Origin of the sequence: Novosphingobium colocasiae, assembly GCF_014652555.1 — a bacterium.
Taxonomy (GTDB): domain Bacteria; phylum Pseudomonadota; class Alphaproteobacteria; order Sphingomonadales; family Sphingomonadaceae; genus Novosphingobium; species Novosphingobium colocasiae.
Window position 1 is genome coordinate 351,843 of record NZ_BMZA01000002.1, and the last position, 26,327, is coordinate 378,169.

21 protein-coding genes are annotated in these 26,327 nt (G+C 66.2%); 12 read left to right on the forward strand and 9 right to left on the reverse strand.

Annotation, left to right across the window (positions count from 1 at the left end; translation table 11 throughout):
- Positions 1–29 precede the first annotated feature (29 nt).
- From IE122_RS05480 to IE122_RS05500, 5 genes are all read left to right on the forward strand, one after another.
- The gene (locus tag IE122_RS05480) at positions 30–368 is read left to right on the forward strand and encodes a PilZ domain-containing protein (protein WP_189620243.1); all 339 of its coding nucleotides are present in this window, start codon (positions 30–32) and stop codon (positions 366–368) included.
- A 286-nt stretch (positions 369–654) separates the two neighbouring features.
- On the forward strand, positions 655–2,733 hold the full coding sequence (locus IE122_RS05485) for a TonB-dependent receptor (protein ID WP_189620090.1): 2,079 nt from the start codon (positions 655–657) through the stop codon (positions 2,731–2,733).
- A gap of 55 nt (positions 2,734–2,788) precedes the next feature.
- Positions 2,789–4,060 carry an MFS transporter gene (locus IE122_RS05490; RefSeq protein ID WP_189620091.1) on the forward strand — a complete coding sequence of 424 codons (1,272 nt, stop codon included), beginning with the start codon at positions 2,789–2,791 and terminating at the stop codon, positions 4,058–4,060.
- The gene (gene cysK, locus IE122_RS05495; RefSeq protein WP_189620092.1) at positions 4,057–4,974 is read left to right on the forward strand and encodes a cysteine synthase A; all 918 of its coding nucleotides are present in this window, start codon (positions 4,057–4,059) and stop codon (positions 4,972–4,974) included. Before IE122_RS05490 ends, cysK begins: the two co-directional genes overlap by 4 nt.
- Positions 4,971–5,678, forward strand: a complete 708-nt coding sequence (locus IE122_RS05500) for a dienelactone hydrolase family protein (RefSeq protein WP_189620093.1) — start codon at positions 4,971–4,973, stop codon at positions 5,676–5,678. Before cysK ends, IE122_RS05500 begins: the two co-directional genes overlap by 4 nt.
- A gap of 28 nt (positions 5,679–5,706) precedes the next feature.
- Here the strand turns inward: IE122_RS05500 and IE122_RS05505 are convergent, their stop codons facing one another.
- From IE122_RS05505 to IE122_RS05515, 3 genes are all read right to left on the reverse strand, one after another.
- The gene (locus IE122_RS05505; protein WP_189620094.1) at positions 5,707–7,494 is read right to left on the reverse strand and encodes an acyl-CoA dehydrogenase C-terminal domain-containing protein; all 1,788 of its coding nucleotides are present in this window, start codon (positions 7,492–7,494) and stop codon (positions 5,707–5,709) included.
- 39 nt (positions 7,495–7,533) lie between these two features.
- Entirely contained in the window at positions 7,534–7,911 is a 378-nt protein-coding gene (gene hisI, locus IE122_RS05510) for a phosphoribosyl-AMP cyclohydrolase (RefSeq protein ID WP_189620244.1), read from the reverse strand.
- 573 nt (positions 7,912–8,484) lie between these two features.
- Entirely contained in the window at positions 8,485–9,216 is a 732-nt protein-coding gene (locus tag IE122_RS05515) for a ComF family protein (RefSeq protein WP_189620095.1), read from the reverse strand.
- An 86-nt stretch (positions 9,217–9,302) separates the two neighbouring features.
- On the opposite strand from IE122_RS05515, the gene IE122_RS05520 reads away from it, so the two are divergent.
- Positions 9,303–10,055 (forward strand): methyltransferase domain-containing protein, encoded by a 753-nt coding sequence (locus IE122_RS05520; RefSeq protein ID WP_229813785.1) that lies wholly within the window; start codon positions 9,303–9,305, stop codon positions 10,053–10,055.
- A gap of 6 nt (positions 10,056–10,061) precedes the next feature.
- Here the strand turns inward: IE122_RS05520 and ppdK are convergent, their stop codons facing one another.
- The 3 genes from ppdK to IE122_RS05535 all read right to left on the reverse strand — a co-directional run bounded on the left by ppdK (position 10,062) and on the right by IE122_RS05535 (position 16,368).
- A complete protein-coding gene (gene ppdK, locus IE122_RS05525) occupies positions 10,062–12,725 on the reverse strand; it encodes a pyruvate, phosphate dikinase (RefSeq protein ID WP_189620096.1) in 2,664 nt (887 codons plus the stop codon).
- Positions 12,726–12,792: 67 nt separating this feature from the next.
- Complete coding sequence (gene glyS / locus IE122_RS05530) at positions 12,793–15,201, reverse strand: glycine--tRNA ligase subunit beta (protein WP_189620097.1); 2,409 nt, start codon at positions 15,199–15,201, stop codon at positions 12,793–12,795.
- 270 nt (positions 15,202–15,471) lie between these two features.
- Positions 15,472–16,368, reverse strand: coding sequence for a glycine--tRNA ligase subunit alpha (locus IE122_RS05535; protein WP_189620246.1), 897 nt, complete (start codon positions 16,366–16,368; stop codon positions 15,472–15,474).
- A gap of 150 nt (positions 16,369–16,518) precedes the next feature.
- Here IE122_RS05535 and IE122_RS05540 point away from each other — a divergent pair, with 150 nt between their 5' ends.
- The 5 genes from IE122_RS05540 to IE122_RS05560 all read left to right on the forward strand — a co-directional run bounded on the left by IE122_RS05540 (position 16,519) and on the right by IE122_RS05560 (position 20,338).
- A complete protein-coding gene (locus IE122_RS05540; protein ID WP_189620098.1) occupies positions 16,519–17,439 on the forward strand; it encodes a TraB/GumN family protein in 921 nt (306 codons plus the stop codon).
- The gene (locus IE122_RS05545) at positions 17,439–18,311 is read left to right on the forward strand and encodes a TraB/GumN family protein (protein WP_189620099.1); all 873 of its coding nucleotides are present in this window, start codon (positions 17,439–17,441) and stop codon (positions 18,309–18,311) included. The genes IE122_RS05540 and IE122_RS05545 overlap by 1 nt, the downstream gene beginning before the upstream one ends.
- A 151-nt stretch (positions 18,312–18,462) precedes the next feature.
- Positions 18,463–19,074 (forward strand): 50S ribosomal protein L25/general stress protein Ctc, encoded by a 612-nt coding sequence (locus IE122_RS05550; RefSeq protein ID WP_189620100.1) that lies wholly within the window; start codon positions 18,463–18,465, stop codon positions 19,072–19,074.
- 93 nt (positions 19,075–19,167) lie between these two features.
- Complete coding sequence (gene pth, locus IE122_RS05555) at positions 19,168–19,737, forward strand: aminoacyl-tRNA hydrolase (RefSeq protein WP_189620101.1); 570 nt, start codon at positions 19,168–19,170, stop codon at positions 19,735–19,737.
- Positions 19,738–19,978: 241 nt separating this feature from the next.
- Entirely contained in the window at positions 19,979–20,338 is a 360-nt protein-coding gene (locus IE122_RS05560) for a PEP-CTERM sorting domain-containing protein (RefSeq protein ID WP_189620102.1), read from the forward strand.
- A 118-nt stretch (positions 20,339–20,456) separates the two neighbouring features.
- Here the strand turns inward: IE122_RS05560 and IE122_RS05565 are convergent, their stop codons facing one another.
- Entirely contained in the window at positions 20,457–21,980 is a 1,524-nt protein-coding gene (locus IE122_RS05565) for a tetratricopeptide repeat protein (protein WP_189620103.1), read from the reverse strand.
- Positions 21,981–22,118: 138 nt separating this feature from the next.
- Between IE122_RS05565 and ychF the strand changes: the two genes are divergently transcribed.
- The gene (ychF, locus tag IE122_RS05570; protein WP_189620247.1) at positions 22,119–23,219 is read left to right on the forward strand and encodes a redox-regulated ATPase YchF; all 1,101 of its coding nucleotides are present in this window, start codon (positions 22,119–22,121) and stop codon (positions 23,217–23,219) included.
- A 45-nt stretch (positions 23,220–23,264) separates the two neighbouring features.
- On the opposite strand, the gene IE122_RS05575 is transcribed toward ychF, so the two are convergent.
- Complete coding sequence (locus IE122_RS05575) at positions 23,265–24,209, reverse strand: DUF2167 domain-containing protein (protein ID WP_189620104.1); 945 nt, start codon at positions 24,207–24,209, stop codon at positions 23,265–23,267.
- A 116-nt stretch (positions 24,210–24,325) separates the two neighbouring features.
- The gene (mutL, locus tag IE122_RS05580) at positions 24,326–26,134 is read right to left on the reverse strand and encodes a DNA mismatch repair endonuclease MutL (RefSeq protein WP_189620105.1); all 1,809 of its coding nucleotides are present in this window, start codon (positions 26,132–26,134) and stop codon (positions 24,326–24,328) included.
- Between the last annotated feature and the right edge of the window lie 193 nt (positions 26,135–26,327).

Consider the following 26,327-nt stretch of genomic DNA (forward strand, 5'->3'; position numbering starts at 1 on the left):
TCGTGATCACCAAGGAAAGGGCATCGGACATGGGGGGCGGAGCGCAACTCACTGTAACTGACAAGCGTCGGGCCGCGCGCCATCCGGTCGATCATCACGTGATCGCCGAGCATCGCAATCTGGGCGATCTGCCGCTGCACATCATCAATGTGTCGGCGCAGGGGTTCATGGCGCAAGGCGGCCTCGCCCTTGAACGCGGCGAACGCATCGTCATGCGCCTGCCCGTGGTCGGCCGGATCGAGGCGCACCTGATCTGGCTGCACGAGGAGCGCGCCGGATTCCAGTTCGAACGGATCATCCGCATCGACGATTTCCTGAAGCTGGTCGATCAGCTCCAGCCCAATCCCCGGCTGCGCCCGCGCCGCTGATCGGTGCCTAGAGCACGATAGCGTTTGTCTGCATCGCCTGCTCCTCCACCCTTTAGGGGGGAGGTCGGGAGGGGGGTGTGCGCGGCTAGCGTTGACGCGCTGCCTGCGGCATCGCTCCCCCTCCCCCAACCCCGCCCCGCCGGGGAGGGCGATTCAAGGTAAGGCCGTCAGAAGCTGACACCGGTTCGTCGCCGTTTGCGACCTCCTCGCCGCGATGCAGCAGGCGCATCTCGCAGTCGCGCACTCGCCACTTGATACAATATATCATCACAAGTAATACCGGAGCATGACGATTCGCTCCCCCCGCATTGCGCTGCTGGCCTGCGCCGCCGCCCTCCCCCTCCCGGCATTCGCTCAGGAGGCGGCGCCGCCGGCCCCGCACCCGCAGGAAAGCGGCCCTGAAATCATCGTGACTGGCCGCCTGATCTCGGGCAGCGCCGATCCCATCGCCGCGCCGGTGGTGCTTCAGGGTGAAGCGCTGACCCGCGCGCTCAAGCCCCAGATCGGCGAAATGCTCGCCAGCCTGCCCGGCGTTTCCAGCAGCGGCTTCGCCCCCGGCGTCTCGCGTCCGGTGCTGCGCGGCTTCGACGGGCCCCGTGTCCAGGTCCTGCTCGACGGGATCGGCTCGCTCGATGCCTCATCGGTTTCGGCGGATCACGCGGTGTCGCTCGATACTCTCAACATCGACCGGATCGAGGTGCTGCATGGCCCACAGGTCCTGCTCTATGCCAGCGATCCCTCCGGCGGCGCGGTGAACGCGCGGGACAAGCGCATCCCGCGCCGGGTGCCTGACAAGGCGATCACGCTCGATGCGCTCGGTTCCTACGGCACCGCCGCCAATATGGTGAACGGCGGCGTGGCGGCAGATGTGAAGCTGGCGGATCGTTGGGTGGCCCACGCCGATGCCAGCTATTTCGACAGCGATAACTTGCGCGTGGGTGGCCATGTGCTGTCACCGCAGCTTCGTGCGCAGACTTTGGCCGCCGCTTCGGACCTGGCCAATGCGGGCGATATCGACGGGGCCGCTGCGCTGACCGAGCAGGCGGGGCGCAAGGGCTCGATCGCCAATAGCTGGACCAAGGGCTGGTCGGCGGGCGGCGGCATCGCCTTTATCGACGCGGGTGGCGACATGGGCGTCTCGGTCCAGCGGCTTTCCACCGATTACGGCATCCCGCCGCGCCCCTCGGCCGATCCCGAAGCCACCAGCATCGCCTTGCGCCAGACCCGCGTGGACTGGCGCGCCGGGATCAACCCCGACGGCTTCTTCAAACGCATCGAACTGCGCGGTGCTTTCGGCGATTACGAGCATGCCGAGATCGAGGACGGCGCGACCGGGACCCGGTTTCACAATCGCGCCATCGAAGCCCGGCTGCAGGCGGATCAGGCGCGGCGCGGGATCTGGAGCGGATCGAGCGGAGTCCAGTACTCGACCGCCAAGCTGGCGATCACCGGTTCGGAATCGCTGTTGCCGGATAACCAGACGGACAGGTTCGCCCTGTTCACGCTGCAGCGCTTCGAAGTGGGGCAGTTCGATATCGAAGGTGCGGCGCGCTATGAAAACACGCGCATCAACGCCGCCGCGATCGGTGAGGCACGCGATTTTTCCCAGTATTCGGCGGTGGCAGGCATTGCCTGGCATCCGGCTGAACCGCTGACCCTTTCGATCAACTACTCGCACGGCGAGCGCGCGCCCTCGGCCGAGGAACTCTTCGTCGATGGCATGCATGACGCCACCCAGTCTTACGAGCGCGGTAATCCCGCCTTCACGGTCGAGAAGAGCGACGGCATCGAGGCGGGAATCCGCTACAACGGCGGCGATCTGGTCGGCTCGGTCACCGGCTACGCGGTCAACTTCAACAATTTCATCACCGCCGTGCCGACCGGCGAAGTGATCGAGGATTTCCCGGTCTACCAGTATCTTCAGGCCCCTGCCCGCTTCCGCGGTGTCGAGGCGGAGGCCGGGTGGACGTTTGCGCGCCTCGCCTCAGGTGCTTCACTGAAGGGCGATGCCGGTCTCGACTATACCCGCGCCCGCCTCGTGAACATCGGCCCGGTTCCGCGCATTCCGCCGATGCGCGCGCGCGGCGGGCTCGAATTCAATTCGCCCGCCTTCGACTTGCGCGGCGAGGTGGAATGGAACGCACGGCAGCGGCGGGTGGCGGAGAACGAGAACCCCACCAGCGCCTTCACACTGGTCAACCTGAGCGCGACATGGCGCCCCCTGGGGCAGGATGGTCCGCTGTCGCTGGTCCTGGCTGCTGACAACCTGTTCGATGTGTCGGGCCGCCTCGCCGCCTCCGATACCCGCGATTTCGTGCCGATCGCCGGGCGCGATGTGCGGCTGACCGCGAAGATTTCCTACTGACCGGTCAACTCCGGCGAGGCTTGGCAAGGCCCTGGGCCACTGCCAAACCAGCGCCGTGAACGTCCCTGATTCCCCGCTTCGCATACCCGACTATCGCAGATTCTGGCTGGCCCGGTTCAGCGCGACGCTGGCGACCACCGGCATGGTCGTGATCCTGGGTTACCAGTTCTACGACATCGCCCGGATGGATTACGGGCTGTCAATCTCGGAAGCGGCGCTACGGCTTGGCGCACTGGGCCTCGTGCAGTTCATCCCTCTGCTGCTGCTGACACCGTTCTCCGGGGTGATGGCCGATCGCTTCGACCGGCGGCGGGTGGCGGCGCTGGGCATGCTGCTCGATGTGTTCATCGCCGCCTCGCTCGGGCTGGTGACCGTGCTGAAAGTGCACAGTCTCGAACTGCTTTATGTGCTGGCGGCGCTGCACGGTGTCGGCAGGGTCATCATCAGCCCCTCGCTCAGCGCGATCGCGCCGAACGTGGTGCCGCCCAACCTCATCCCCCGCGCCATCGCCCTCAATTCGATCGCGTGGCAATCGGGATCGATCATCGGCCCGGCGCTGTTCGGCTTCCTCTATGCCAGTAGTCAGGCGCTACCCTACTGGATCTCGGTCGTCCTGATCCTCGCCGCCAGCTTCAGCGTCAACGCCATCCGCACGCTGCCCCCGGTCCCGCCAGAGGCGCGGCGCACGCATCCCGTGCGGCAGATGATCGACGGCTTCCGCTATGTCTGGAACGAACGGTTCCTGCTCGGCTGCATCACCCTCGATCTGTTCGCGGTGCTGCTGGGCGGAGCGACCGCGCTGCTGCCGGTGTTCGCGCGCGACATCCTCCACGTCGGGCCAGAGGGGCTTGGCCAGTTGCGCGCCGCGCCTGCGGTCGGCGCGGCGCTGGTTGCGCTGATGCTGTCATTCCGCCCGCTGGAACGCAACGTCGGGGTCAAGATGCTGGTCGCGGTAGTGGTCTACGGCGCGGCGACGATCGGCTTCGGCCTCTCACGCTGGTTCCCGCTATCGCTGCTGTTCCTGTTCGTGCTGGGCGCGGCCGACATGGTTTCGGTGTTCGTGCGCGGTTCGCTGGTCCAGCTCAACACGCCGGATGACAGGCGCGGCCGGGTCTCGGCGATCAGCGGAGTGGCGATCTCGGCATCGAACGAGCTGGGGGAAATGCAGTCCGGCCTTGCCGCCGCGTTGCTGGGTGCCACCGGCGCGGTTGTTTTCGGCGGCGCTGCCGCCATATTCATCACGCTTCTGTGGGCAGTGGTTTTTCCGGAACTGCCACGCGCCCGGACATTTGCACCGCAGTTTCGACAAAGGGAGACCCCGACATGAAGGCCGACAGCATTCTTGCCACGATCGGGAACACACCGCACGTGCGGCTGTCTCGTTTATTCCCGGACCATGAGGTCTGGATCAAATGCGAGCGCGCCAATCCCGGCGGCTCGATCAAGGACCGCATCGGCCTGGCGATGATCGAGGCCGCCGAAGCCGACGGCAGCCTCAAGCCGGGCGGGACGATCGTCGAGCCGACATCGGGCAATACCGGCATCGGCCTGGCCATGGCGGCGGCGGTCAAGGGCTACAAGCTGGTCCTGGTCATGCCCGAATCGATGTCGATCGAGCGGCGGCGGCTGATGCTGGCCTATGGGGCCACGTTCGACCTGACGCCCCGTGAAAAGGGCATGAAGGGGGCGATCGAGCGCGCGCGCGAACTGATCGAGAGCACGCCGGGTTCGTGGATGCCGCAACAGTTCGACAATCCCGCCAATGTTGCCGTCCACATCAAGACCACCGCACAGGAAGTGCTGAGCGATTTCGCCGACGCCCCGATCGACGTACTGATTTCCGGCGTCGGCACCGGTGGCCACCTGACCGGCTGCGCCGAGGCCCTGAAACAGAGCTGGAGCGGGCTGAAGGCGTTCGCGGTCGAACCGACGCTGTCGCCCGTGATCTCCGGCGGCCAGCCCGGGCCGCACCCGATCCAGGGCATCGGTGCCGGCTTCATCCCCGGCAACCTGCATACCCAGGCGATCGATGGGGTGATCCAGGTCGATCCCGCCGATGCCAAGGAATGGGCTCGCCGCAGCGCGACCGTCGAAGGGATGCTGGTCGGCATCAGTTCGGGCGCGACGCTGGCGGCGATCGCCCAGAAGCTGAAGGAACTGCCCGCCGGATCGCGGGTGCTCGGCTTCAATTACGATACCGGCGAACGCTACCTTTCGGTCCCGGACTTTCTGCCGGAATGACCGAGGTGGAACAGATAAGCTATCGCGATGGCCAGACCGCACTGACCGGTTTGCTGGTCCGCCCCGCCCATCCGGCCCGCGCCGCCCTGGTGCTCTATCCGACTATTGCCAACCACAATGAGGCGATGAAGCGGCGGGCGGCGATGTTTGCACAGGCTGGCTTCCTGGTGATGGTTGCCGATTTCTACGGATCAAACCCCGTAGACTTCCCGCAGGCTCACCAATGGGGCGCGGCCTTGCGCGACGATACCCCCGCCTATCGCGCCCGCTGCACCGCCGCACTCGAAGCGCTGCGAAGCCGCCCCGAAACCGAAGGCCTGCCGATGGTTGCGGTGGGGTATTGCATGGGCGGGCAAGCCGCGCTGGAAATGGCGCGCGAAGGGCATGATCTTGCGGGGGTCGTTACATATCACGGCCTCCTCGCCACCGGCCGCCCGGCCCAGCCGGACACGATCAGCGCGCGCATCCTGGTCTGCCACGGCGATGCCGATCCGATGGTGCCGCGCGAACAGGTGATGGCATTCTGGGAAGAAATGGACCACGCCGGAGCGGACTGGCACTTCCACAGCTACAGCGGCGTGCGCCATGGCTTCACCGATCCCGCGTCAGACGCGCGTGGTCTGCCCGCGATCGGTTATGACGCCGCCGCCGATGCTTCAAGCTGGGCCGCGACGCACCAGTTCCTCGACACCTTGCTGGGCTGAGCAAGCTGGGTTGGGCTGACCGCGCGGGTCAGCCCAACCCAGCGAAATCATACGCCATCGTGCTAGCCGCACCGGTCGCGATCTTGCGCCGCAACGCGCCTGCTTCGGCCACGAAACGGTCGGCATAATAGCGCGCAACTGCCAGCTTGCCGGAAAGGAAGCGCACGTCAGGATCTCCCGCGTCGAGATCCGCCGCAGCCACACGGCCCATCCGCAACCACATCAGCCCCAGCGCCACGATGCCGCCCAGGCGGGCATAGTCGGTGGCCGCCGCCCCGGCATTGTCGGGATTGGCCATCGCGTTCTGCGCCAGCCACAGCGTGGCCGCCTGCATCTCGCCACTGGCCTTGCGCACCGCTTCGGCAACGCCGGACAGTCGCTCGTCAGCGCTCACCGCAACGCATTCGGTTTCCACCAGCGCAAAGAACGCGCGGATGGCCCGGCCGCCATCGCGGCCCAGCTTGCGGCCGACAAGGTCCATCGCCTGGACGCCGTTCGCCCCTTCGTAGATCAGCGCGATCCGCGCATCGCGGACGAACTGCTCCATGCCGTTCTCGACGATGTAGCCGTGTCCGCCCCAGATCTGCTGCATGTCGGTCGCCACGCGATAGCCGGCCTCGGTTCCGCCCGCCTTGATGATCGGCGTCAGCAGGCCCAGCAGATCCTCGGCATCGCGCCGGGCCGCTTCGTCTTCTGCATGTGCGGCCTGCTGCACCAGCACCCCGCTCCACAGCGCCAGCGCGCGATAGCCTTCTGTCAGCACCCGCGCATCCATCAGCATCCGCCGCACATCGGGATGGACGATCAGCGGGTCGGCCGGGGCGGAAGGATCGGCCGGGCCCGTCAGCGCGCGGCCCTGCCGCCGCTCAAGCGCATAGGCGAGGCCGTTCTGATAGGCCACCTCGGCCTGACCGATACCCTGCACGCCCACGCCGAGCCGCGCCATGTTCATCATGATGAACATCGCCGCCAGACCCTTGTTCTCCTCGCCCACCAGCCAGCCTGTGGCACCGTCGTAGTTCATCTGGCAGGTGGCGCTGGCGCGAATGCCCATCTTGTGCTCGATCGCCCCGCATGACAGCGCATTGCGCGCGCCGATCGAGCCATCGTCTGCGATCAGGAACTTGGGCACCACGAACATCGAAATGCCCTTGGTCCCCGCTGGCGCATCCGGCAGCCGCGCCAGCACCAGATGGATGATGTTTTCCGACAGATCGTGATCGCCGGCGGAGATGAATATCTTCGCCCCGGTGATCGCGTAACTGCCATCGCCATTGGGCACCGCACGGGTACGCAGCAGGCCAAGGTCGGTCCCCGCGTGGGGCTCGGTCAGGTTCATCGTGCCGGTCCAGCGGCCGGAGACCATGTTGGGCACGAACCGCTCGATCACTTCGGGCGAAGCGACCGCCAGCAGCGCATCGACCGCGCCGTTCGTCAGGAACGGATAGAGGCTGAACGCCATGTTCGCCCCGGTCATGAATTCATGCACCGCCATGCCCAGCGTTTCGGGCAGCGCCTGACCGCCGAAGCGCTCGGGCTGTGACAGCGCGCTCCACCCCGCCTCGCAGAAGGCGGAATAGGCGGCGATGCAGCCTTCGGGGGTGATAACCGAGCCGTCAGCCTCGCGCCGGCAGCCCTGAGCATCGCCGATCGCGTTGATGGGCGCCATCACTTCGCCGGCAAATCGCCCCGCCTCTTCCAGCACCGCATCGATGATGTCCACCGATGCCTCGCTAGCGCCCGGCAATTCGGACAGCCGCAGAACGCGGTTGATGATGAAGCGCGCATCGCGCACCGGAGCCTTGTATTGCGCCACGCGGCGTCTCCCTCCCTGATTATCGAGAGGGATATAGGGCTATTCGCCGATCCTGTTAAGAACATCGCCCTCAAGCCGGCGATAGAAACAGCTCCGTGCCCCGGTATGGCATGCGGGGCCCGCCGGCTCGACCACCAGTTGCAGGGCATCCTGATCGCAATCGACCAGAATTTCCTTGATCCGCAACACGTTGTTGGATGTCTCGCCCTTGAGCCAGAGCGCCTGGCGCGAGCGGGACCAGAAATGGGCAAGCCCCGTCTCGCGGGTCTTCTCCAGCGCTTCGGCATTCATGTAAGCGACCATCAGGATTTCGCGCGTCGCATGATCGACGGCGATGGCGATGATCAGACCCTGGGCATCGAAGCGCGGCAGAAATGTTGTTCCCAGCTCGCGTTCTTCAGTGTCGACACCCGACATGGCGGTATTTCCTTCGATTCGCGCCCGCAACGGGCATGTTGCACGAACATCACAGCCACTGGGCAAAATCGCCACGATTCGCGCATCGCTCTTTCAAAATCGAGCCGGATCGTGGATGGAGTGCTGGCAGCGGGGCGCTGCTTCTGGCCCAAAGGTCGCTATCAGACAAGCGCCATGGTTCAGGGAAAAAGTTGGGGCGGGCAAGGCAGCGCAAACAGCGCGCCGGCCCGAAAGATGAGGGATCGGACCAGGCGGTACAGGGGCCGCCTAACTGTTCGACAGGGTCCTTTGAGTTTCGTCACGAGGACGCCCGGAGCACCAGCTTCGGGCGTTTTCGTTTGTGGTGGCGGGGCGGGCGGATAGTTCCGCAAGTTAACAAGAAAATGGTTCACGCAGAGGCGCAAAGATGTTGTGCTTGCGGCTATGCCGCCTTCTTTTTGACGACTGCGTTTGCCGCAGCGTTGAAAGATGAAGGAAGCCTGCGGCGCAAAGCGACACCTCTGCGCCTTCGCGCCTCCGCGTGAACCATTCTTTCTCTGACCTTCTCCACAGATCGACAAAGCGGGCCCCCCATCACAACGCCTCATCCAGCACTCGCGCGAAGCAGCTTATGACAACCTTGCCCGCACCAGCCCGCTTGATGGCGGAGACGCAGGCGTTTGAGGTCGCGCCGCTGGTCAGGACGTCGTCTACCAGCACCACCTGCGCACCCTTCAGCATCGCCGCCCTGCCCGGATGCGCGGCGATCGCGCCGGACAGGGCGCGGCGGCGTGCTTTGGCTCCCAGGCCGCCCAGCGTCGGCGTCGGCTTGCGCCGGACCAGCGCATCGACCGCGAGGCGTGCGCCGGTGAGCCGTGCCAGTTCGCGCGCCAGTTCCGCCGACTGATTATAGCCCCGCCGCCAGAGCCGCCAGCGATGCAGCGGCACCGGCACGATCAGCCAGGTTTCGTCAAGCGGTGGCAGGCGGGCAGCCATCAGCCGCGCCAGCAGCGGAGCCAGCGCGATGCGGCGGCCGTGCTTGAGCTGGAGGACCAGCTTGCGTGACGTTTCGTTGTAGAGCGTGGCGGCGGCGATGCCGTCATGCCGGGGCGGATCGGCCATGCACGGGGCGCAGATCGCCTCTGCCACGATCCCTTCGCCGAACGGCCGGCCGCACGTGGCGCAGGCGGGGGTGCCGGGGATGACAAGGCCGTTCCAGCACCCCTGGCACAACCCGCCATGACGCGCCACGCCCGCGCCGCACAGCGGACAGCGCGGGGGAAACACCAGATCGATGACCGGTTCAAATGCGCTCATCAGTGCCATGCCCCGATTGCTACCCGCTGTCGCCGCCGGCGCAACGATCCTCGACAGGGCTTGCAAGGTTTTCATGCAAGCGCCACGGAAGCGCCATGCCCAGCCCGCCCCGCATCTTCTCCCCGCATCGCCGCCGCATGACCCGCCAGCGCATGCTGCGGCTCCAGACCGGCGTGGATGCCCCGCGCTACCTTGTCGACGATATGGTCGACGATGTGATCGAGCGGCTGGGCTTCCTGCGCCACGCCCCGGCACGCGCGCTGGTGGTGGGCGATCACACCGGCGCGCTGGCAGCGCATCTGCGCGGGCACGGCGCGCGGGTGGAGGAACGCGAACCGGCTGACGGGTTCGACGAGGAAGTGCCCTATCCCCTCGGCAGCTTCGATCTGATCGCCAGCCTGGGCACGCTCGATACGGTCAACGATCTGCCCGGCGCGCTGATCCACATCCGCCAGTCGCTTGCCGCCGGCGGGCTGGCGATAGTCAGCTTCATATCGAGCGGCAGCCTGCCGGCCCTGCGCGCGGCGATGCTGGTGGCCGATGGTGATCGCCCTGCCCCGCGCCTGCACCCCGCCGTGGACGTGCGTGCCGGGGGCGAGCTTTTGCAGCGCACCGGCTTTGCCGATCCGGTCATCGATCAGCGGCCGTTGCGGGTGGGCTTCCGGGGGATGGATCGCCTGATTGCGGACCTGCGCGCGCTGGGGCTGGCCAATGTGCTGGCAGACCCCGGCCCGCCGCTGGGCAAAGGTGCCCGCGAGCGCGCGCGGCAGGCCTTCGCCGCCGCCGGGGAGGAGGGCCGAACGGTCGAGACGTTCGAGATACTCACCCTCTCCGGCTGGCGGCGCTGACGCCGGTCAGGTCAGCGCGGCCTGCGCTGCCGCGAGCCGCGCGATCGGCACGCGATAGGGCGATGCGCTGACGTAATCGAGCCCGGTCTTCTCGCAGAAGGCGATAGATGCCGGATCGCCGCCGTGTTCGCCGCAGATGCCCAGCTTCAGATCAGGCCGGGTCGCCCGCCCGCGCTCGCTGCCGAGCTGGACCAGTTGGCCGACGCCTTCGACATCAAGGCTGACGAACGGATCGCGCGGGTAGATGCCCTTTTCGACGTAAGGCGAGAGGAACTTGGCCGCATCGTCGCGGCTGACGCCAAGCGTGGTCTGCGTCAGGTCATTCGTGCCGAACGAGAAGAAGACCGCTTCCTCGGCAATCTCGCCCGCCATCAGCGCGGCGCGCGGCAGTTCGATCATGGTGCCGACCATGTATTCGACGGTGCGGCCCTTCTCGGCGAAGACGGTGGCGGCGGTATCGTCCACCAGCTTCTTGAGGATCGCCAGTTCCTTCTTCGTCGCCACCAGCGGGATCATCACTTCGGGCAGCGGCGCTTCGCCCGATGCCGCCGCGACATCGCACGCGGCCTCGAAGATCGCCCGCGCCTGCATCTGGTAGATTTCGGGGAAGGTGATGCCGAGGCGGCAACCGCGATGGCCCAGCATCGGGTTCATCTCGTGCAGTTCATCGGCCCGGCGCTTGAGGGTATCGACGCCGATGCCGATGGTGTCCGAAAGTTCCGCGAACTCCGCATCGCCGTGCGGCAGGAATTCGTGAAGCGGCGGATCGAGGAGGCGGATCGTCACCGGAAGCCCCGCCATGACCGTGAAAATTTCGTGGAAGTCCGCGCGCTGTTCCGGCAGCAGCTTTTCCAGCGCCGCGCGGCGTCCGCCTTCGTCTTCGGCCAGGATCATCTGGCGCACCGCCGAAATCCGGCCGGCATCGAAGAACATGTGCTCTGTCCGGCACAGGCCGATGCCTTCCGCACCGAACTGGCGCGCCATTCGGCAATCGGCCGGAGTTTCGGCGTTCGTGCGCACCTTCATGCGGCGATGCGCATCGGCCCAGACCATCAGCGTGGCGAAATCGCCGGCCAGTTCGGGTTCGATCGTCGGCACTTCGCCGGCCATGATATCGCCCGAAGCGCCATCGATGGTGATGATGTCGCCTTCCTTGAACTCGCGCTTGCCCATCTTGAGCGTGCGGGTCTTGATGTCGATCGACAGACCGGACGCGCCCGAAACGCAGGGGCGGCCCATGCCGCGCGCCACCACCGCCGCGTGGCTGGTCATGCCGCCGCGCGCGGTCAGGATGCCCTTGGCGGCGTGCATGCCGTGGATATCCTCAGGGCTGGTCTCGACGCGGACCAGGATCACCGCCTCGCCGAGTTCAGCACGCTTTTCGGCGGTATCGGCATCGAGCACGATCGCGCCGGAAGCTGCGCCGGGGCTGGCCGGCAGCCCCTTGCCGAGAATATCGCGCGGGGCCTTGGGATCGAGCGTGGGGTGGAGCAACTGATCGAGCGCCATCGGATCGACGCGGCGGATCGCCGTCTTCTCGTCGATCAGGCCTTCCTCGACCATATCAACCGCCATCTTGAGCGCGGCCTTGGCGGTGCGCTTGCCCGAACGGGTCTGCAGCATCCACAGCTTGTTGCGCTCCACCGTGAACTCGATGTCCTGCATGTCGCGATAGTGCTTTTCGAGCAGGTCGAACACGGCCGCCAGTTCGGCGAACGCCTCGGGCATCGCCTCTTCCATCGACAGCGGCTTGGCCCCGGCGCGCTCGCGGGCGAACTTCGTGAGGTACTGCGGGGTGCGGATGCCGGCGACGACATCCTCGCCCTGCGCGTTGACCAGCCATTCGCCGTAATAGGCCTTTTCACCGGTTGCGGGATCGCGGGTGAAGGCGACGCCGGTGGCCGAGGTATCGCCCATGTTGCCGAACACCATCGCCTGGACGTTGACCGCCGTGCCCCAGTCACCGGGGATGTCGTTCAGCCGGCGATAGACCTTGGCGCGATCCGAATCCCAGCTATCGAACACGGCGCGGATCGCGCCCCACATCTGTTCGGCGGGGTCCTGCGGGAACGGACGGCCCAGTTCCTTGGCGACGATTTCGGCGTACTGGCCGACGATCTTGCGCCAGTCATCCGCGGTCAGTTCAACGTCGTTGAGGTAGCCGTTGTCTTCCTTGGCGATTTCCAGCGCTTCCTCGAACACGTCATGATCGAGGCCGAGCACCACGTCGGAATACATCTGGATGAAGCGGCGATAGCTGTCCCAGGCGAAGCGTTCATCACCCGAGGTGGCGGCAAGGCCCTGCACCGTCTCGTCGTTGAGGCCGAGGTTCAGCACAGTGTCCATCATGCCGGGCATCGACACGCGCGCACCCGAACGGACCGACACCAGCAGCGGATCGGCGGGATCGCCGAACTTCTTGCCGACGGCGGCCTCGATATGGGTCAGCGCCTGCGCCACTTCGGCGCGCAGGGCATCGGAAAAGTCCCCGCCGTCAGCCAGATAGGCGACGCACTGTTCGGTGGTGATGGTAAAGCCCGGTGGCACTGGCAGGCCGATTTCGGCCATTTCGGCAAGGTTCGCGCCCTTGCCGCCGGTGATCACTTTATCCTTCGCGCGCGGATCGTCATGCTTCACGCCACCGCCGAAGGTATAGACCTGCCTGCTCATCGTTTTCCCCGGTCTGCCGGCTGCGCAGAGCCGGTACTATGAATGGCTCGCGGATCGAAAGGCGATTCTACCCTTCGATCCGCGAGAAGTCCGCGACGTTGTGCACCGCAGCACGGAAACGATCAAGCAGCGCGAGACGAGAATTTCTCACATCGCGATTGTCATCGTTTACAATGACTTCTTCAAAGAAGGCGTCGATGGGCGCGCGCAGCGTGGCAAGGGCCGACATCGCCCCGGCGAAATCCTCGGCCGCCACCGCTGCCTCGGCCTGCGGAGCGGCAGCCCCCAGCGCATCGATCAGCGCCTGCTCGGCGGGCGCGGACGTGTGGGCCGGGCCGGCGCGGCGCTCGGCCATCTTGGCGGCGATCACGTCCTTGAGATCGGGATCATCGACCAGGACCAGCGGGTCTTCCTCCCCGGTCTGCGCGATCTCGCCCTCGATCCCGCGCCAGTCTTCCTTGCGCAGGATATTGGCGGCGCGCTTGTACCCGGCGAGGAGGTTTTTGCCATCCTCGGTACCGATGAAGGCCTGCAGGGCGTGGACGCGGGCGAGCAGGCGGACGAGATCATCCTCGCCGCCCAGCGCAAACACGGCGTCAATCAGATCGTGGCGGACGCCGGCTTCGCGTTGCTGGACCTTGAGGCGGTCGGCGAAGAAGTCGAGAAGCAATTGTTTCGACGTCGAAAAACGGACGCCCCGGTTGGCAAGGTCCACCGCTACCGATTGAAGTGCCCGGATCTCTGAAGCGAATGCTTCGCGCCCCCACGAAGACTCGTTCTCGTGATCGAACTGATTAATGCGGGCGATGCGATCATTAAGTTCGGCGTGATTGACACCTTCGAAAGACATGCTCCACAGCGCGAACGTAATGGCGTGTCGAAGGGGAAGTGAGACGTTGTTCACTTGCATAAGCGCAATAATACTGAGGGCTGCACGCCTCAGTGCAAAAGGGTCGCGAGAACCGGTTGGCGGCATCTCCTCAAAGAAAAACCATGCCAAAGTATCCAGCTTGTCCGCCAAACTCACCGCCACCGTTACCGGCGCGGTCGGCACATCATCGCCCTGCCCGACCGGCTTGTAGTGATCGCGGATGGCGTCGGCCACGGCGTCCGGCAAGCCTTCGGCGCGGGCGTAGTAGCCGCCCATGAGGCCCTGAAGCTCGGGGAATTCGCCGACCATCTCGGTGACGAGATCGGCCTTGCACAGCCGCGCGGCGAGCTCGGCCTGATCGGCGAGACTCTCCCTCTCCCCTTGAGGGGAGAGGGCCGGGGAGAGGGGGATGGCACCGGAAGTGGCGGCCGCAGCCCCCTCTCCCAACCCTCTCCCCTGAAGGGGAGAGGGCTTGATTATGCCCTCTTCCACCAGCCACCGCGCCAGCTTCGCCACACGCTCCACCTTGTCGGCGACGGTGCCGAGCTTTTCGTGGAAAGTGATGCGCTGCAGCTTTTTGGCCTGTTCGTCCAGCGGGACCTTGCGGTCCTGCTCCCAGAAGAAGCGCGCGTCGGAGAGGCGCGCGGCGAGGACCTTGCGGTTGCCGGCGACGATCGCCTCACCGCCATCGGTGGCGATGATGTTGGCGGTGCATACGAATGCATTGGCCAGCATGCCGGCGGCATCGGTGCAGACGAAGTATTTTTGGTTAACCCGCGCGGTTAGCTGGATAACCTCTGGCGGGACTTCAAGATAAGCCTCATCGAAGCGGCCCAGCAGCGGCACCGGCCACTCGGTCAGCCCGGCGTTCTCGATCACCAGACCCTCGTCCTCGACCAAGGTCAGCCCGGCGGCAGCGGCGGCTTCGCGGGCCTTTTCGCGCACAATGTCCTGCCGCTCGGCATGATCGACAAGGACGTGGCACATGCGCAGCTTGTCGGCATAGTCGTGCGCGCCGCCGATGGTGATGTCGTCCGGGTGGTGGAAGCGGTGGCCGCGGGTCACGAAGCCCGAGGTGATGCCGCCGACTTCGCATTCAACCAGGTCCTCGCCGAGGATCGCGACGATGCCCGACAAAGGCCGCACCCAGCGCAAGCTTTCGGTGCTGATCGAGGCCTTGCCCCAGCGCTGGCTCTTGGGCCAGGGGAACGCCCGGACGATCGCCGGGATCGCTTCGGCCAGCACATCGCGCACCGCCCTGCCGGGCTTTTCGACGATGGCGAAATAGGTTTCCTTGCCCTTGAGATCGCGGACTTCAAGCTGATCCTTGGTCAGCCCCACCTTGCCGAGGAAGCCGGCCAGCGCCTGCTCGGGCGCTGACGTCGCCGGGCCCTTGGTCTCCTCGCGCACGGCGGCGGTCTGGTCCGGCAGGTCGCGGGCGATCAGCGCCAGGCGGCGCGGCGTGGACCACACAGTGAGCGCGCCGAAGGTGACCCCGGCGGCGTCCATTTCCTTGCGGAACAGCTTTTCCAGATCGGCGCGCGCACCGGCCTGCATGCGCGCCGGGATCTCTTCAGAGCGCAGTTCGAGAAGAAAGTCGGTCATCTCAGGCTTCCCCTTGGGGGGCGTTATCCGGGTTCACGCGGAGGCGCGGAGACGCGGAGAAGAAGGAGGGATTGGGTTCGCGCAAAGGCGCAAAGGCGCAAAGGAACTGCATTGCGCCGCAGGCGTTCTGCACGCCGCTACGCGGCGCCAAACGCGCCCTATTGCCGGAATGCGGCTTCGCCGCGAACGCAACACCTTTGCGCCTTTGCGCCTTTGCGCGAACCAAAAACAGCTCCGCGCCTCCGCGCCTCCGCGTGAACCCTTGGGACATCATACCGTCCATCCGGGATACCGCTCTTCCCAGCCTGCCCGGTTCTTGTCGATCCAGGCCTGGCACGAACCCTTGGCGAGATCGCGGACGCGGCCGATGTAGCTGGCGCGTTCCTGGACCGAGATCACGCCGCGCGCCTGCAGGAGGTTGAACAGGTGGCTCGCCTCGATCGCCTGATCGTAAGCGGCCAGCGGGATCTCGGCATCGATGCAGCGCATGCATTCGGCCTCTGCCGCCTTGAAGCCGGCGAACAGGGCGTCAGTGTCGGCGATCTCGAAGTTGTATTTGGAAAGCTGCTGCTCGTTCGCCAGGAACACGTCGCCGTAGCTGACGCCTTCGTTGTTGAAGCGCAGATCATAGACCCGATCGACGCCCTGAATATACATCGCCAGACGTTCGAGGCCATAGGTCAGCTCGCCCGCCACCGGCTTGCAATCGAACCCGCCGACCTGCTGGAAATAGGTGAACTGGGTCACCTCCATGCCATCGCACCAGACTTCCCAGCCCAGCCCCCAGGCCCCCAGCGTCGGGCTTTCCCAGTCATCCTCCACGAAGCGGATATCGTGGGCCAGCGGATCGACGCCGATCCGTGCCAGGCTTTCAAGATAGAGCTCCTGGAGGTTTTCCGGGTTCGGCTTCAGGATCACCTGGTACTGGTAATAGTGCTGCAGCCGGTTCGGGTTCTCGCCATAGCGCCCGTCGGTCGGCCGGCGCGAGGGCTGGACGTAGGCGGCTTTCCACGGCTCGGGCCCCAGCGCGCGCAGTGTGGTTGCGGGGTGGAACGTGCCCGCCCCCATGCGCATGTCATAAGGCTGGAGGATCAGGCATCCCTGCTTGCTCCAGAAATCGTGAAGCGTCAGGATCATGTCCTGGAAACTGAGCGGCTGGCTTGCCATCGTCACCAAATATTTCCGTTGCGTCGCGTCGTGCGCGGCCTTTGGCCCATGCACCCCGGCAAATCAACCGCGCATGCGGGGACCGGCGCGCGCAAGCGCAGCCAATCGCCTTGCATTAAGCCCCTGTTTGCCGTTTGTGCCGCATCAGACATGACCATGATATCTTCGACCCGGCGCCTGTGCGCCATGGCGCTGGGCGCTTTCGCGCTGCTGACCTCATCGTGCGCGGAACGCCCCGCCGCCGTTCCGACCGCTGCCGCGCCCGCTCCGGCCGTCGCCCCGGCGCTGTGGCGGGTGCGCGATGCCGATACCACGATCTATCTGTTCGGCACCGTCCACGTCCTGCCCGCCCCGGTGGACTGGAACCGCGGACGGATCGCCGCCGCGCTGGCCGCGTCGAGCGTGCTGGTGACCGAAGCCGACATCGACGATCAGGCCGCGCTGCAACGCGCGTTCATGGCCAAGGGCACGCGGACCGACGGCAAGCTGCTGCGCGATACGATGACGCCCGAGGCGCGGGCACGCTATGAAGCGGCAATGCGCGGGCTAGGCCTGCCCGAAGCGGCATTCGATCCGCTCAAGGCGTGGCTGCCTGCCGTGTTCCTCCCGGTCGAGACGCTGCGCCGCGCCGGCTATTCGCCCGAAAGCGGCGTCGAAACGCAGCTTGTCGCCATCGCCAAGGCGCGCGGCATGGCGCGCGATGCGCTGGAGACGCCGGAATCGCAGCTCGATGCCTTCGATTCCATCCCCCCCGAGGTCCAGATCGCCTATCTCGACGAAGTGGTATCCCAGCTTCCCGAGGCAACCTCGGTGGTGGGCCGGATGGTGGATGCCTGGAAGGCGGGCAAGGTTGACGAGCTGGCCCGGGTCATCAACGATGACGAGGACAACCCGGATGTCCGCGCCGCTTTGCTGACCCGGCGCAACGCCAACTGGGCGCAATGGATCAAAACGCGCATGGCGCAGCCGGGGACGGTGTTCGTAGCTGTCGGCGCGGGCCACCTCGGCGGGCCGGACAGCGTGCAGACGCAGCTTGCCAGGCTGCACATCCGCGTTAGCCGGGTACAGTAGTGGCCTTTCGCAAGACCCTTGTCGCGATCGCGCTGGCACTGCTCGCTTCCTGCAGTGAGCCCCCTCAGCCCGCCTCGCCGGCGCTGTGGCGGATCGAAGGGGCCGGAGGGCAGACCGGGTGGCTGTTCGGCACCATCCACAGCGCCGACGCGCCGCTGGAATGGCGCACGGACACAGTCGGCGCGGCGCTGGACGCCTCGGCGCAGATCCTCGTCGAAGTCGCCGATCTGGCCGACGGCGGCCAGGTCGCCGCCACGTTCACCCGCCTCGCGCGCAGCCAGACCCCGCTGCCTCCGCTGTCGCAGCGGATCGCCGCAGAGGATCGCCCGGCGCTGACGGCAGAACTCAAGCGCGCAGGCTACAAGGACAGCGATTTCGCGGCGATGGAAACCTGGGCCGCAGCCCTCACGCTGGCGCAGGCGGGCCAGGGGCAGGACGATGCCCGCAACGGCGTCGATCGCGCGGTGATCGCCGCCGCCGGGGGCAGGCCGGTGGTGGAACTGGAAGGCGCGACCTATCAGCTCGGACTGTTCGATGCCCTGCCCGAAAAGGAACAGCGCGATCTGCTGACGGCGTTGCTGCACGAAAGCGTCGTCGAAGGCGAGGCCGAGGATCGCAAGCTGCTCGACCAGTGGCGCAAGGGCGATATGGCAGCGATCGAGGCGGAAACCCGCCGGGGGCTGCTGGCCGATCCAGAACTGCGCGCGGTGCTGTTCACCGGGCGCAACAAGGCCTGGACCGAGCGCATCATCGCCGCCCTCAAGTCCGGCCGCAAGCCGTTCGTGGCGGTAGGCGCGGCGCATATGGCGGGGCCCGAAGGCCTGCCCGCGATGCTGGCTGCGCGCGGTTACAAAGTGACGCGGATCGAATAGGCGCAACGGCCGCGCGCCCTTGCATTTTGCCCGCCGTGCCGTTAAGGGCGCGCGCTTCCGTCATGGTCATCCCTGGAGGCGTGGCGGAACGGCGCGGGGCCGATGCACGGCCCGGCGTTGCTTCATTATCCAGTTTTGAAAGGCAAGTCCCATGAGCGATACGCTTAACCTGCCGGCCGAGACGCGCGAACGGGCTGGCAAGGGAGCCTCCCGTGCCCTGCGTCGCGATGGCCGCGTCCCCGCCGTTGTCTATGGTGGCAACGAAGAACCCCTCGCCATCCACGTCGAGGAAAAGGAGCTGACCCGTCAGCTCATGACCGGTCACTTCTTCAACTCGATCATCGAAGTCGAAGTGGGCGGCAAGACGATCAGGACGCAGCCCAAGGACGTTGCCTTCCACCCGGTCTCCGACCGTCCGCTCCACGCCGATTTCCTGCGTCTGGGCGCGCACTCGACCGTGCACGTCAACGTGCCGGTGGTGTTCCAGAACGAGGAAGCCTCGCCGGGCCTCAAGCGCGGCGGCGTGCTCAACGTCGTGCGCCATGACCTGGAACTGGTCTGCGATGCCGATGCCATCCCGCACGAGATCGCGATCGACGTGACCGGCTTCGACGTGGGCGAATCGATCCACATCAGCCACGTGAAGCTGCCGAAGGGCGTCGCCTCGGCGATCACCGACCGTGACTTCACGATCGCCACGATCGCTGCGCCCTCCGCTCTCAAGAGCGCAGAAGGCGACACGACCAAGACCGACGCCGAGTAATCGCGAAGGTCTGAACGGCCCCTTCCCGCCCCGGCCCGTCCGGCGCGCGGGAGGGGGCCTTTTCATGTCCGCGCCAGCGGCGGAGACGATCGCATGCAGCTTTGGGTAGGTCTGGGCAATCCCGGCCCGCAATACGCCATGCAGCGCCACAACGTGGGGTTCATGGCGCTCGACGCGATTGCCGAAATCCACCGCTTCGGGCCGGTGCAGAAGAAGTTCCAGGGCTGGCTGCAGGAAGGCCGCATCGGCCGCGACAAGGTGCTGCTGCTCAAGCCCGCGACGTTCATGAACGAAAGCGGCCGCTCGGTGGCGGAGGCCATGCGCTTCTACAAGCTTGAGCCCGCCGCGCTGACCGTGTTTCACGATGAACTCGATCTCGCCCCGTTCAGGGTCAAGGTGAAGCAGGGCGGCGGCCATGCCGGGCACAACGGCCTGCGCTCGATCGCCCAGCACCTCGGCCCCGATTTTCGGCGCGTGCGGCTTGGCATCGGCCATCCCGGCCACAAGGACCGGGTTACCGGCTATGTGCTGGGCAATTATGCCAAGGCCGAGATCGATCCGCTGGCCGACATGCTGGGTGCCATTGCCGCCGAGGCAGACCGCCTGGCCGATGGCGACGACACCCGCTTCATGAACGACGTCGCGCTACGCCAGCAGGACTGAAGGTCATCGGCCGACAAGGCCCACGTTAACTGCCGATCGGTCTGATTTGCGCGAGAGAGCACGCCGTATCTCTCCATTTTTCGTTGAAAAATTAACCATTTTTCAGGTCGAATTGTGTCGAGTTAGCTTACAAATCAGTTGCACCCTTTTCCGCGTTAACCAGAAAAACCCGCACGAATCGGTAGTTGGCACGGCATTTGCTTTTCATGGCATCAACCATTTCGGGAACAGGGGAATGTTGATGATCCGTAAGTCCATGATCGCCGCCTCGCTCATCGCCGGCAGCTCGCTCGTTTCGGCCACGCCCGCTCTTGCATGGGGCAAGTGGACCCACACCCACTACTGCAACTGCGGTGACAAGACCGGCTCATCGATGTGCGGGACGACCACCACCTCGGGTGGCACCACCACCACGTCCGGCGGCACGACCACGACCTCGGGCGGCACCACCACCACTTCGGGTGGCACGACGACCACTTCGGGCGGCACCACCACCACGAGCTCGGGCGGCACCGCCGTTCCCGAACCGGGCATGCTGGGCATGATGGGCATGGGCCTCCTTGGCCTGGCATACGCCCGCCGCCGCAAGACCCGCGCCTGACATATTCGCCGCCGGACGGCCGCGCCCATCGCGGTCTCCGGCTCGCGAGGACATGATGGCCCGCCGCTCCCGAAATTGACGGGTGCAGCGTCCTCCGGCGATAACGGCCGCTACCGGTTCAGCCGGTGGCGGCCTTTGCCTTTCTGAGATCGCTGGCGATCACCGGATTGCCTGGATCGCCCGCCGCCGCGCTTTCCAGCAGCCTGCGCGCGGTGGCGAGGTCCTGCCCGCCTTGCAACCGCACATGGCCGGCGAGGAACTGGAAGTCCGGGCTGTCAGGGGCCAGTGCCAGCGCCCGATCGGCATAACCGATTGCCTGCGCGGTGCGCCCCAGCCCGCTCGATCCCAGCGCCATGCGCTTGAGCACTTCGGGGTCGCTGCCATCGCCCAGCATCCGGCCATAGACATCGAGCACCGCCGCCCAGTCCTGCCGCATCACCGCAGTATCGCCCCGCGCCAGCAGTGCGCCGAGCGCCTTGAGCCGTGCCGGGTCGAGCCGCTCGCGCAGCCCATCGGCTTCCGGCGCGCCTGAAGCGCGGGCGGCCTTCTCGGCGGCGACCAGCATTTCTGGCCGGGCCAGCGGGCTCATCGCCAGCGGACGCAGCGTGGCCCAGGCATCGTCGGGATCGCCGCAGGCCAGTTGCGCCTCGCCCAGCATCATGCGCGAATAGGGATTGCCTGGCAGCAGCAGCGTCGCCCGCTTGAACAGCATCCGGGCCTGCTCCGAAAAGCCCAGCCGCAAAAGCGCCTCGCCATAGCGCATGCCAAGGCCTGACGATGGGTCAAGGTCGGCCTCGCGCCCCTGCAAGCCCACCCTGATCTTTTCCCATTCCCCCTTTTCGGCGAGGAGCTGGTACTTCAGGTCTTCCGCCTCGGCATTGTCGGGATCGAGTTTGGCCGCCGCATCGACCTGCTTCGCCGCTTCATCGACCTGCCCTTTGGCATCGAGCTGGTTGGCCAGCGCGAGCAGCGGCTCCACCCGATCCGGGAACGCCGCCACTACCGCGCGGTAGGCTGCGATAGCCTTGTCCACCTGCCCGCGCGCCGCAGCGATATCGCCGGCAAGGACCTGCGTTTCGAACGAGTTGGGGGCCATCCGCTGCAAGCGCTGGCGGATGCGATCGGCGAGAACCAGATCGTTCTGCGCCAAGGCAAAGCGAGCGTAGGCACCGGCCAGATCGGGATCATCCCCCTTGGCCATCCCGCGCTCGAACGCGGCCTTGGCCTTGCCGTCGTCGCCCAGCGCCAGATAGGCATCGGCGCGGATGCGCAGCGCTTCCAGCGTATCGTCGTTGCCCATCAGGGCCAGCGCCTTGTCCGGTGCCTTGCGCATCAGCGCCACCCGCGCCCGGATGCGCTGCACCTCAGGGCCCTTGGCACCGGCCCGGTCCAGCCGGCCTAGCACGTTTTCGGCCCCGTCCGGGTCGCCGAGCTGAAGCTGGGTCCGCGCCAGCAGGATCAGCATCCGGTGGTTGCCCGGTTGCTCGTCGAGCGCGGCGATAAGCTGCGAGCGCGCCGCCTTGTAATCTTCGGCGCTGAAATCCTCCTGCGCCTTGGCGAACAGCGTCTCCGGGCTGTCGCCGCAGCCGCTCAGCGCGCAGAGCGCCAGTAACGGGGGGATGAATGGGAAAGGAATACGCATGCGCCGCGAATCTACCGCCGCTTGCGTGAAGTTTCCGTCAACCGCCGGCAATTTTCGCGCGAACTGGTCAAGCCGCGCCAAGGCGGCTATGGGCGCGCCTCGTTACCAATATACCAATCACCAGTACCGGAGTGCATGATGGGTTTCCGTTGCGGAATCGTGGGCCTGCCCAATGTCGGCAAGTCGACCTTGTTCAATGCCCTGACCGAAACCCAGGCGGCGCAGGCGGCGAACTATCCGTTCTGCACGATCGAGCCCAACGTCGGCCAGGTCGGCGTGCCCGATCCCCGGCTGGACAAGCTGGCGGCCATCGCCGGATCGGCCAAGATCATCCCCACCCAGCTATCGTTCGTCGATATCGCCGGCCTCGTGCGCGGCGCATCGAAGGGCGAAGGGCTCGGCAACCAGTTCCTCGGTAACATCCGCGAGGTGGACGCGATCGTTCATGTCCTGCGCTGCTTCGAGAACGATGACATCCAGCACGTCGAGAACCGGGTCGATCCCATCGCCGATGCCGAGACGGTGGAAACGGAACTGCTGCTCGCCGACCTCGAAAGCCTCGAAAAGCGCGTGCCCGCGGCCCAGAAGAAGGCCACCGGCGGCGACAAGGAAGCCAAGCTGACCGCCAGCGTGCTGGGCCAGGCGCTGGAACTCCTGCGCGAAGGCAAGCCCGCCCGGCTCACCGTCCCCAGGGACGAAGAAGAGGCCCGCGTGTTTCAGCAGGCGCAATTGCTGACCGCCAAGCCGGTGCTTTACGTCTGCAATGTCGAGGAAGAGGCGGCGGCCGAAGGCAATGCCTTTTCCGCCCGCGTGTTCGAAAAGGCAGCGGCGGAAAACGCCACTGCGGTGATCGTCTCCGCCGCGATCGAGGCCGAACTGGTTGGGATGGAGCCGGACGAACGCATGGTGTTTCTGGAGGAGATGGGCCTGCACGAAACCGGCCTCGCCCGCATCATCCGCGCCGGCTACGAGCTGCTCGGCCTGCTGACGTTCTTCACCGTCGGCCCCAAGGAAGCGCGCGCCTGGACGGTTCACAAGGGTGCCAAGGCTCCCGAGGCCGCGGGCGAAATCCACTCTGACATGCAACGCGGCTTCATCCGCGCCGAAACCATCGCCTTTGACGATTACACCGCGCTAGGCGGCGAAACCGCCTGCAAGGACGCCGGCAAGCTGCGCCAGGAGGGCAAGGAATACCTCGTCCACGACGGCGATGTGATGCATTTCAAGTTCAACGTCTAAGGATTATCCGGGAGCGCGGGCGCGCCGCGTGACCCGTGGCAAGTCTCAATCCGGCTCGCCCCTCAGGTTGCCGCGCTCCCCGACGCCTTCCGGCTCCACCGGAACGCTGTGTTCCCACTCCGCAGGTTCGGATTCCTTGCGGCCGAACAGCGCCATGACCCGCTTGCGCAAGAATGCGAAACCGGCGACAACGGCGAGCAGGATCGGCTTGAGGAACTTGAGCAGGATCGCCAGAAAGCCAAGCTTCTTGGCGGCGGCAACGCCGACTCCGGCGGCGATCAGGCCGGCGACCCCGTAATCAGCCTTCTTGTCGGTCGAGGCATCGTAATCGGCATAGCGCGCGCCCGGATCGAACGCGGCATGGGCGGTGAAAGCATGCGCCGCCTGGCGGATCGAGGGCAACTGCGCCATCGACGAGACAAAGTTGATGCTCAGCACGCCTTTGCGGCCCAGCGTGCGCACATCGTAGTTGAGGGTGTGTGCCTGCGTATCATCGAAGGTCAGGTCCTGTGCCCAGATGACCGAGTGCGTGGCCGGGTCATATTTGGGCTGTTCTGCCCAACCGGCCAGATGGATGCCCGTATAGCCCTGTCTTTTCCGTTCGGCATTACGATCCGCCTCACCCTCGCGCATCTGGCCGAGCAGTTCGTTGTAGTCGACATCGGCGGCGTCATCATCGGACACGAACCCGCTGTCTTCGTAAGTGACAACCGCCCCCCAGCCATCCGATATCGGCGAAGCGCTGGCCGGCATCACGATGCCCAGAACATTCGTGGCCGCTTCCGGCGGATTGCCCCAGATATCGACGAGGATCTTGCGGGCATCGTCCCTGCCGTAGAAATCGTATGCGGTGCCGAGATCGAGCGTGGCCGATGCCTGGTCGATCGCGATCCGACCCTGTTGCGGATGAAGTGACTTGACTGCTGCCACCATTTGCGGCGGCAATTGGCCTTGCGGTGCCGCTGCGTTTGCCGGGGTGAGCGCGGTCATCGCCAAGAGTACCGCAAGAAAACGCATGCTCTTCATCACTGCCCCCACACCCAATTTCACATATCGAGGGTGACGGCATTTGCTCCTGTGTCAACTCGTTACAGAATTGTCACAGACTATTTCCGCCCGAACAGCTTCTCGATATCGCCGTGGGCCAGCTTCACCCAGGTGGGTCGGCCATGGTTGCACTGCCCCGAACGCGGCGTGCGCTCCATCTCGCGCAAGAGGGCGTTCATTTCGGCGACCGACAGCACCCGCCCGGCGCGCACGGAGCCGTGGCAGGCCATTGTCGCCAGCACCAGTTCCAGACGCTCGCCCAGCAGCAGCGCGTCGCCGTTCTTCGCCAGATCGTCGGCCACATCGCGCACCAGCGCGGCCGCATCGCTCTTGCCCAGTACCGAAGGCACGGCGCGAACCAGCACGGCGGCGGGGCCGAACCGTTCCAGCACCAAGCCGAATTCCGCCAGCGCGCCGGCCTTGTCCTCCAGCGCGTCGCAGGCGGCTTCTTCCAGTTCGACCACTTCGGGCAGCAGCAGGGCCTGGCTGCGCACCATGGCATCCTGCGCACCGGCAGCCTTCAGCCGTTCCAGGACCAGCCTTTCGTGCGCGGCGTGCTGATCGACCAACACCAGACCGTCCTGAGCCTCCGCCACGATATAGGTGCCCGCCACTTGCCCGCGCGCGACGCCCAGCGGATAAGAGAGCGCCGGCTCATCCGCTTCGGCGACAGGCTCGGCCCGCGCGGCCGGTTCGGCCATCACCCCGGCGTCGTATCCCCGCCAGGTGCTTCCCGCTTCGCTCAGCCGTGATGGCGCGGGCGCGTATTCGCGGGCGAACAGCGAGGACAGCGCGGGCGCGGGGGGCGGCGTCGGCGAAGCGAGCGGCTCTGCCTGCCAGCGCCCCATGGCCTCCTGGCTGGGGGCCTGCGCGCTCTTCTGCCCCGCTCCTTCGAGCGCATGGCGCAGCGCGCCGACGAGGAATCCGCGCACGAAGGCGGGATCGCGAAAGCGCACCTCGGTCTTGGCTGGGTGCACGTTGACGTCCACCTCGTCGGGCGGAATGTCGAGGAACAGCGCCAACACCGCATGGCGATCGCGCGCCAGCATGTCGGAATAGGCCCCGCGCACCGCCCCCACCAGCAGCCGGTCCTTCACCGGCCGGCCGTTGACGAACAGGTACTGGTGATCGGCAACGCCCCGGTTGTAGGTCGGCAGGCCCGCCACCCCGGTCAGTCGCGAAGTCCCGCGTTCGGCCTCGATCAGCACGCCGTCCTCGGCCAGTTCGCGGGCGATCAGCCGGGCCACCCGCGATGCCAGCGCCTCGTCAGGCTGCACCGCCAGCGCGCGGCGGCCATCATGTTCCAGGACAAAGCCGATGTCCGGCCGGGCCATCGCCAGCCGGCGCACCACGTCCTGGCAGGCGGCATATTCGGAGCGCGCGCTGCGCAGGAACTTGCGCCTGGCAGGCACTTTGGCGAACAGCGCCTCGCAGCGGATGCGAGTACCGGGCGGCAGCGCGGCGGGTTCATCGGCGGTGACCTGCCCGTGATCGACGACCCGCTTCCACCCTTCGGCGCTTTCGCGCGGGCGGCTTTCCACGGTCAGCCGGGCCACCGAGGCGATCGACGGCAGCGCTTCCCCGCGAAATCCCATCGTGGTAACCCGCTCGATATGCTCGTCGGGCAGCTTCGAGGTGGCGTGGCGTTCCAGTGCCAGCGCGATCTCGTCAGGGCGCATGCCGCAGCCGTCGTCGGTCACCTCGATCATGTCGAGCCCGCCGTTGGACAGGCGAACGGTGATCTGCCGCGCCCCGGCATCGATCGCGTTCTCCACCAGTTCCTTGAGCGCGGACGCCGGGCGTTCGACGACTTCGCCGGCGGCGATGCGGTTGACGAGGTGTTCGGGCAGGCGACGGATCGTGGGCATTGGGGTTTTGAACTCCGGCACCGGCCTATAACGATCAAACGCCCGCTTTTCGAGACGGGGCCCGGAGAAATCCCCCCTGCAATCGTCACAAAATTTTGGCGTTTGACGATCCCTTGCGTTAAGGGGTCCGATCTGACGCCCACCGCCCGCAGCCATGGCCGCACCCCCGGCCCCAACCGCTGGCAAGCAAACG

Coding starts and splice junctions, on each gene's coding strand:
- IE122_RS05480 (WP_189620243.1), top strand. CDS start 30: ATGGGGGGCGGAGCGCAACTCACTGTAACTGACAAGCGTCGGGCCGCG.
- IE122_RS05485 (WP_189620090.1), top strand. CDS start 655: ATGACGATTCGCTCCCCCCGCATTGCGCTGCTGGCCTGCGCCGCCGCC.
- cysK (WP_189620092.1), top strand. CDS start 4,057: ATGAAGGCCGACAGCATTCTTGCCACGATCGGGAACACACCGCACGTG.
- IE122_RS05500 (WP_189620093.1), top strand. CDS start 4,971: ATGACCGAGGTGGAACAGATAAGCTATCGCGATGGCCAGACCGCACTG.
- hisI (WP_189620244.1), bottom strand. CDS start 7,911: ATGTCGGGTGTCGACACTGAAGAACGCGAGCTGGGAACAACATTTCTG.
- IE122_RS05515 (WP_189620095.1), bottom strand. CDS start 9,216: ATGGCACTGATGAGCGCATTTGAACCGGTCATCGATCTGGTGTTTCCC.
- IE122_RS05520 (WP_229813785.1), top strand. CDS start 9,303: ATGCCCAGCCCGCCCCGCATCTTCTCCCCGCATCGCCGCCGCATGACC.
- ppdK (WP_189620096.1), bottom strand. CDS start 12,725: ATGAGCAGGCAGGTCTATACCTTCGGCGGTGGCGTGAAGCATGACGAT.
- glyS (WP_189620097.1), bottom strand. CDS start 15,201: ATGACCGACTTTCTTCTCGAACTGCGCTCTGAAGAGATCCCGGCGCGC.
- IE122_RS05535 (WP_189620246.1), bottom strand. CDS start 16,368: ATGGCAAGCCAGCCGCTCAGTTTCCAGGACATGATCCTGACGCTTCAC.
- IE122_RS05540 (WP_189620098.1), top strand. CDS start 16,519: ATGACCATGATATCTTCGACCCGGCGCCTGTGCGCCATGGCGCTGGGC.
- IE122_RS05550 (WP_189620100.1), top strand. CDS start 18,463: ATGAGCGATACGCTTAACCTGCCGGCCGAGACGCGCGAACGGGCTGGC.
- pth (WP_189620101.1), top strand. CDS start 19,168: ATGCAGCTTTGGGTAGGTCTGGGCAATCCCGGCCCGCAATACGCCATG.
- IE122_RS05560 (WP_189620102.1), top strand. CDS start 19,979: ATGATCCGTAAGTCCATGATCGCCGCCTCGCTCATCGCCGGCAGCTCG.
- IE122_RS05565 (WP_189620103.1), bottom strand. CDS start 21,980: ATGCGTATTCCTTTCCCATTCATCCCCCCGTTACTGGCGCTCTGCGCG.
- ychF (WP_189620247.1), top strand. CDS start 22,119: ATGGGTTTCCGTTGCGGAATCGTGGGCCTGCCCAATGTCGGCAAGTCG.
- IE122_RS05575 (WP_189620104.1), bottom strand. CDS start 24,209: ATGACCGCGCTCACCCCGGCAAACGCAGCGGCACCGCAAGGCCAATTG.
- mutL (WP_189620105.1), bottom strand. CDS start 26,134: ATGCCCACGATCCGTCGCCTGCCCGAACACCTCGTCAACCGCATCGCC.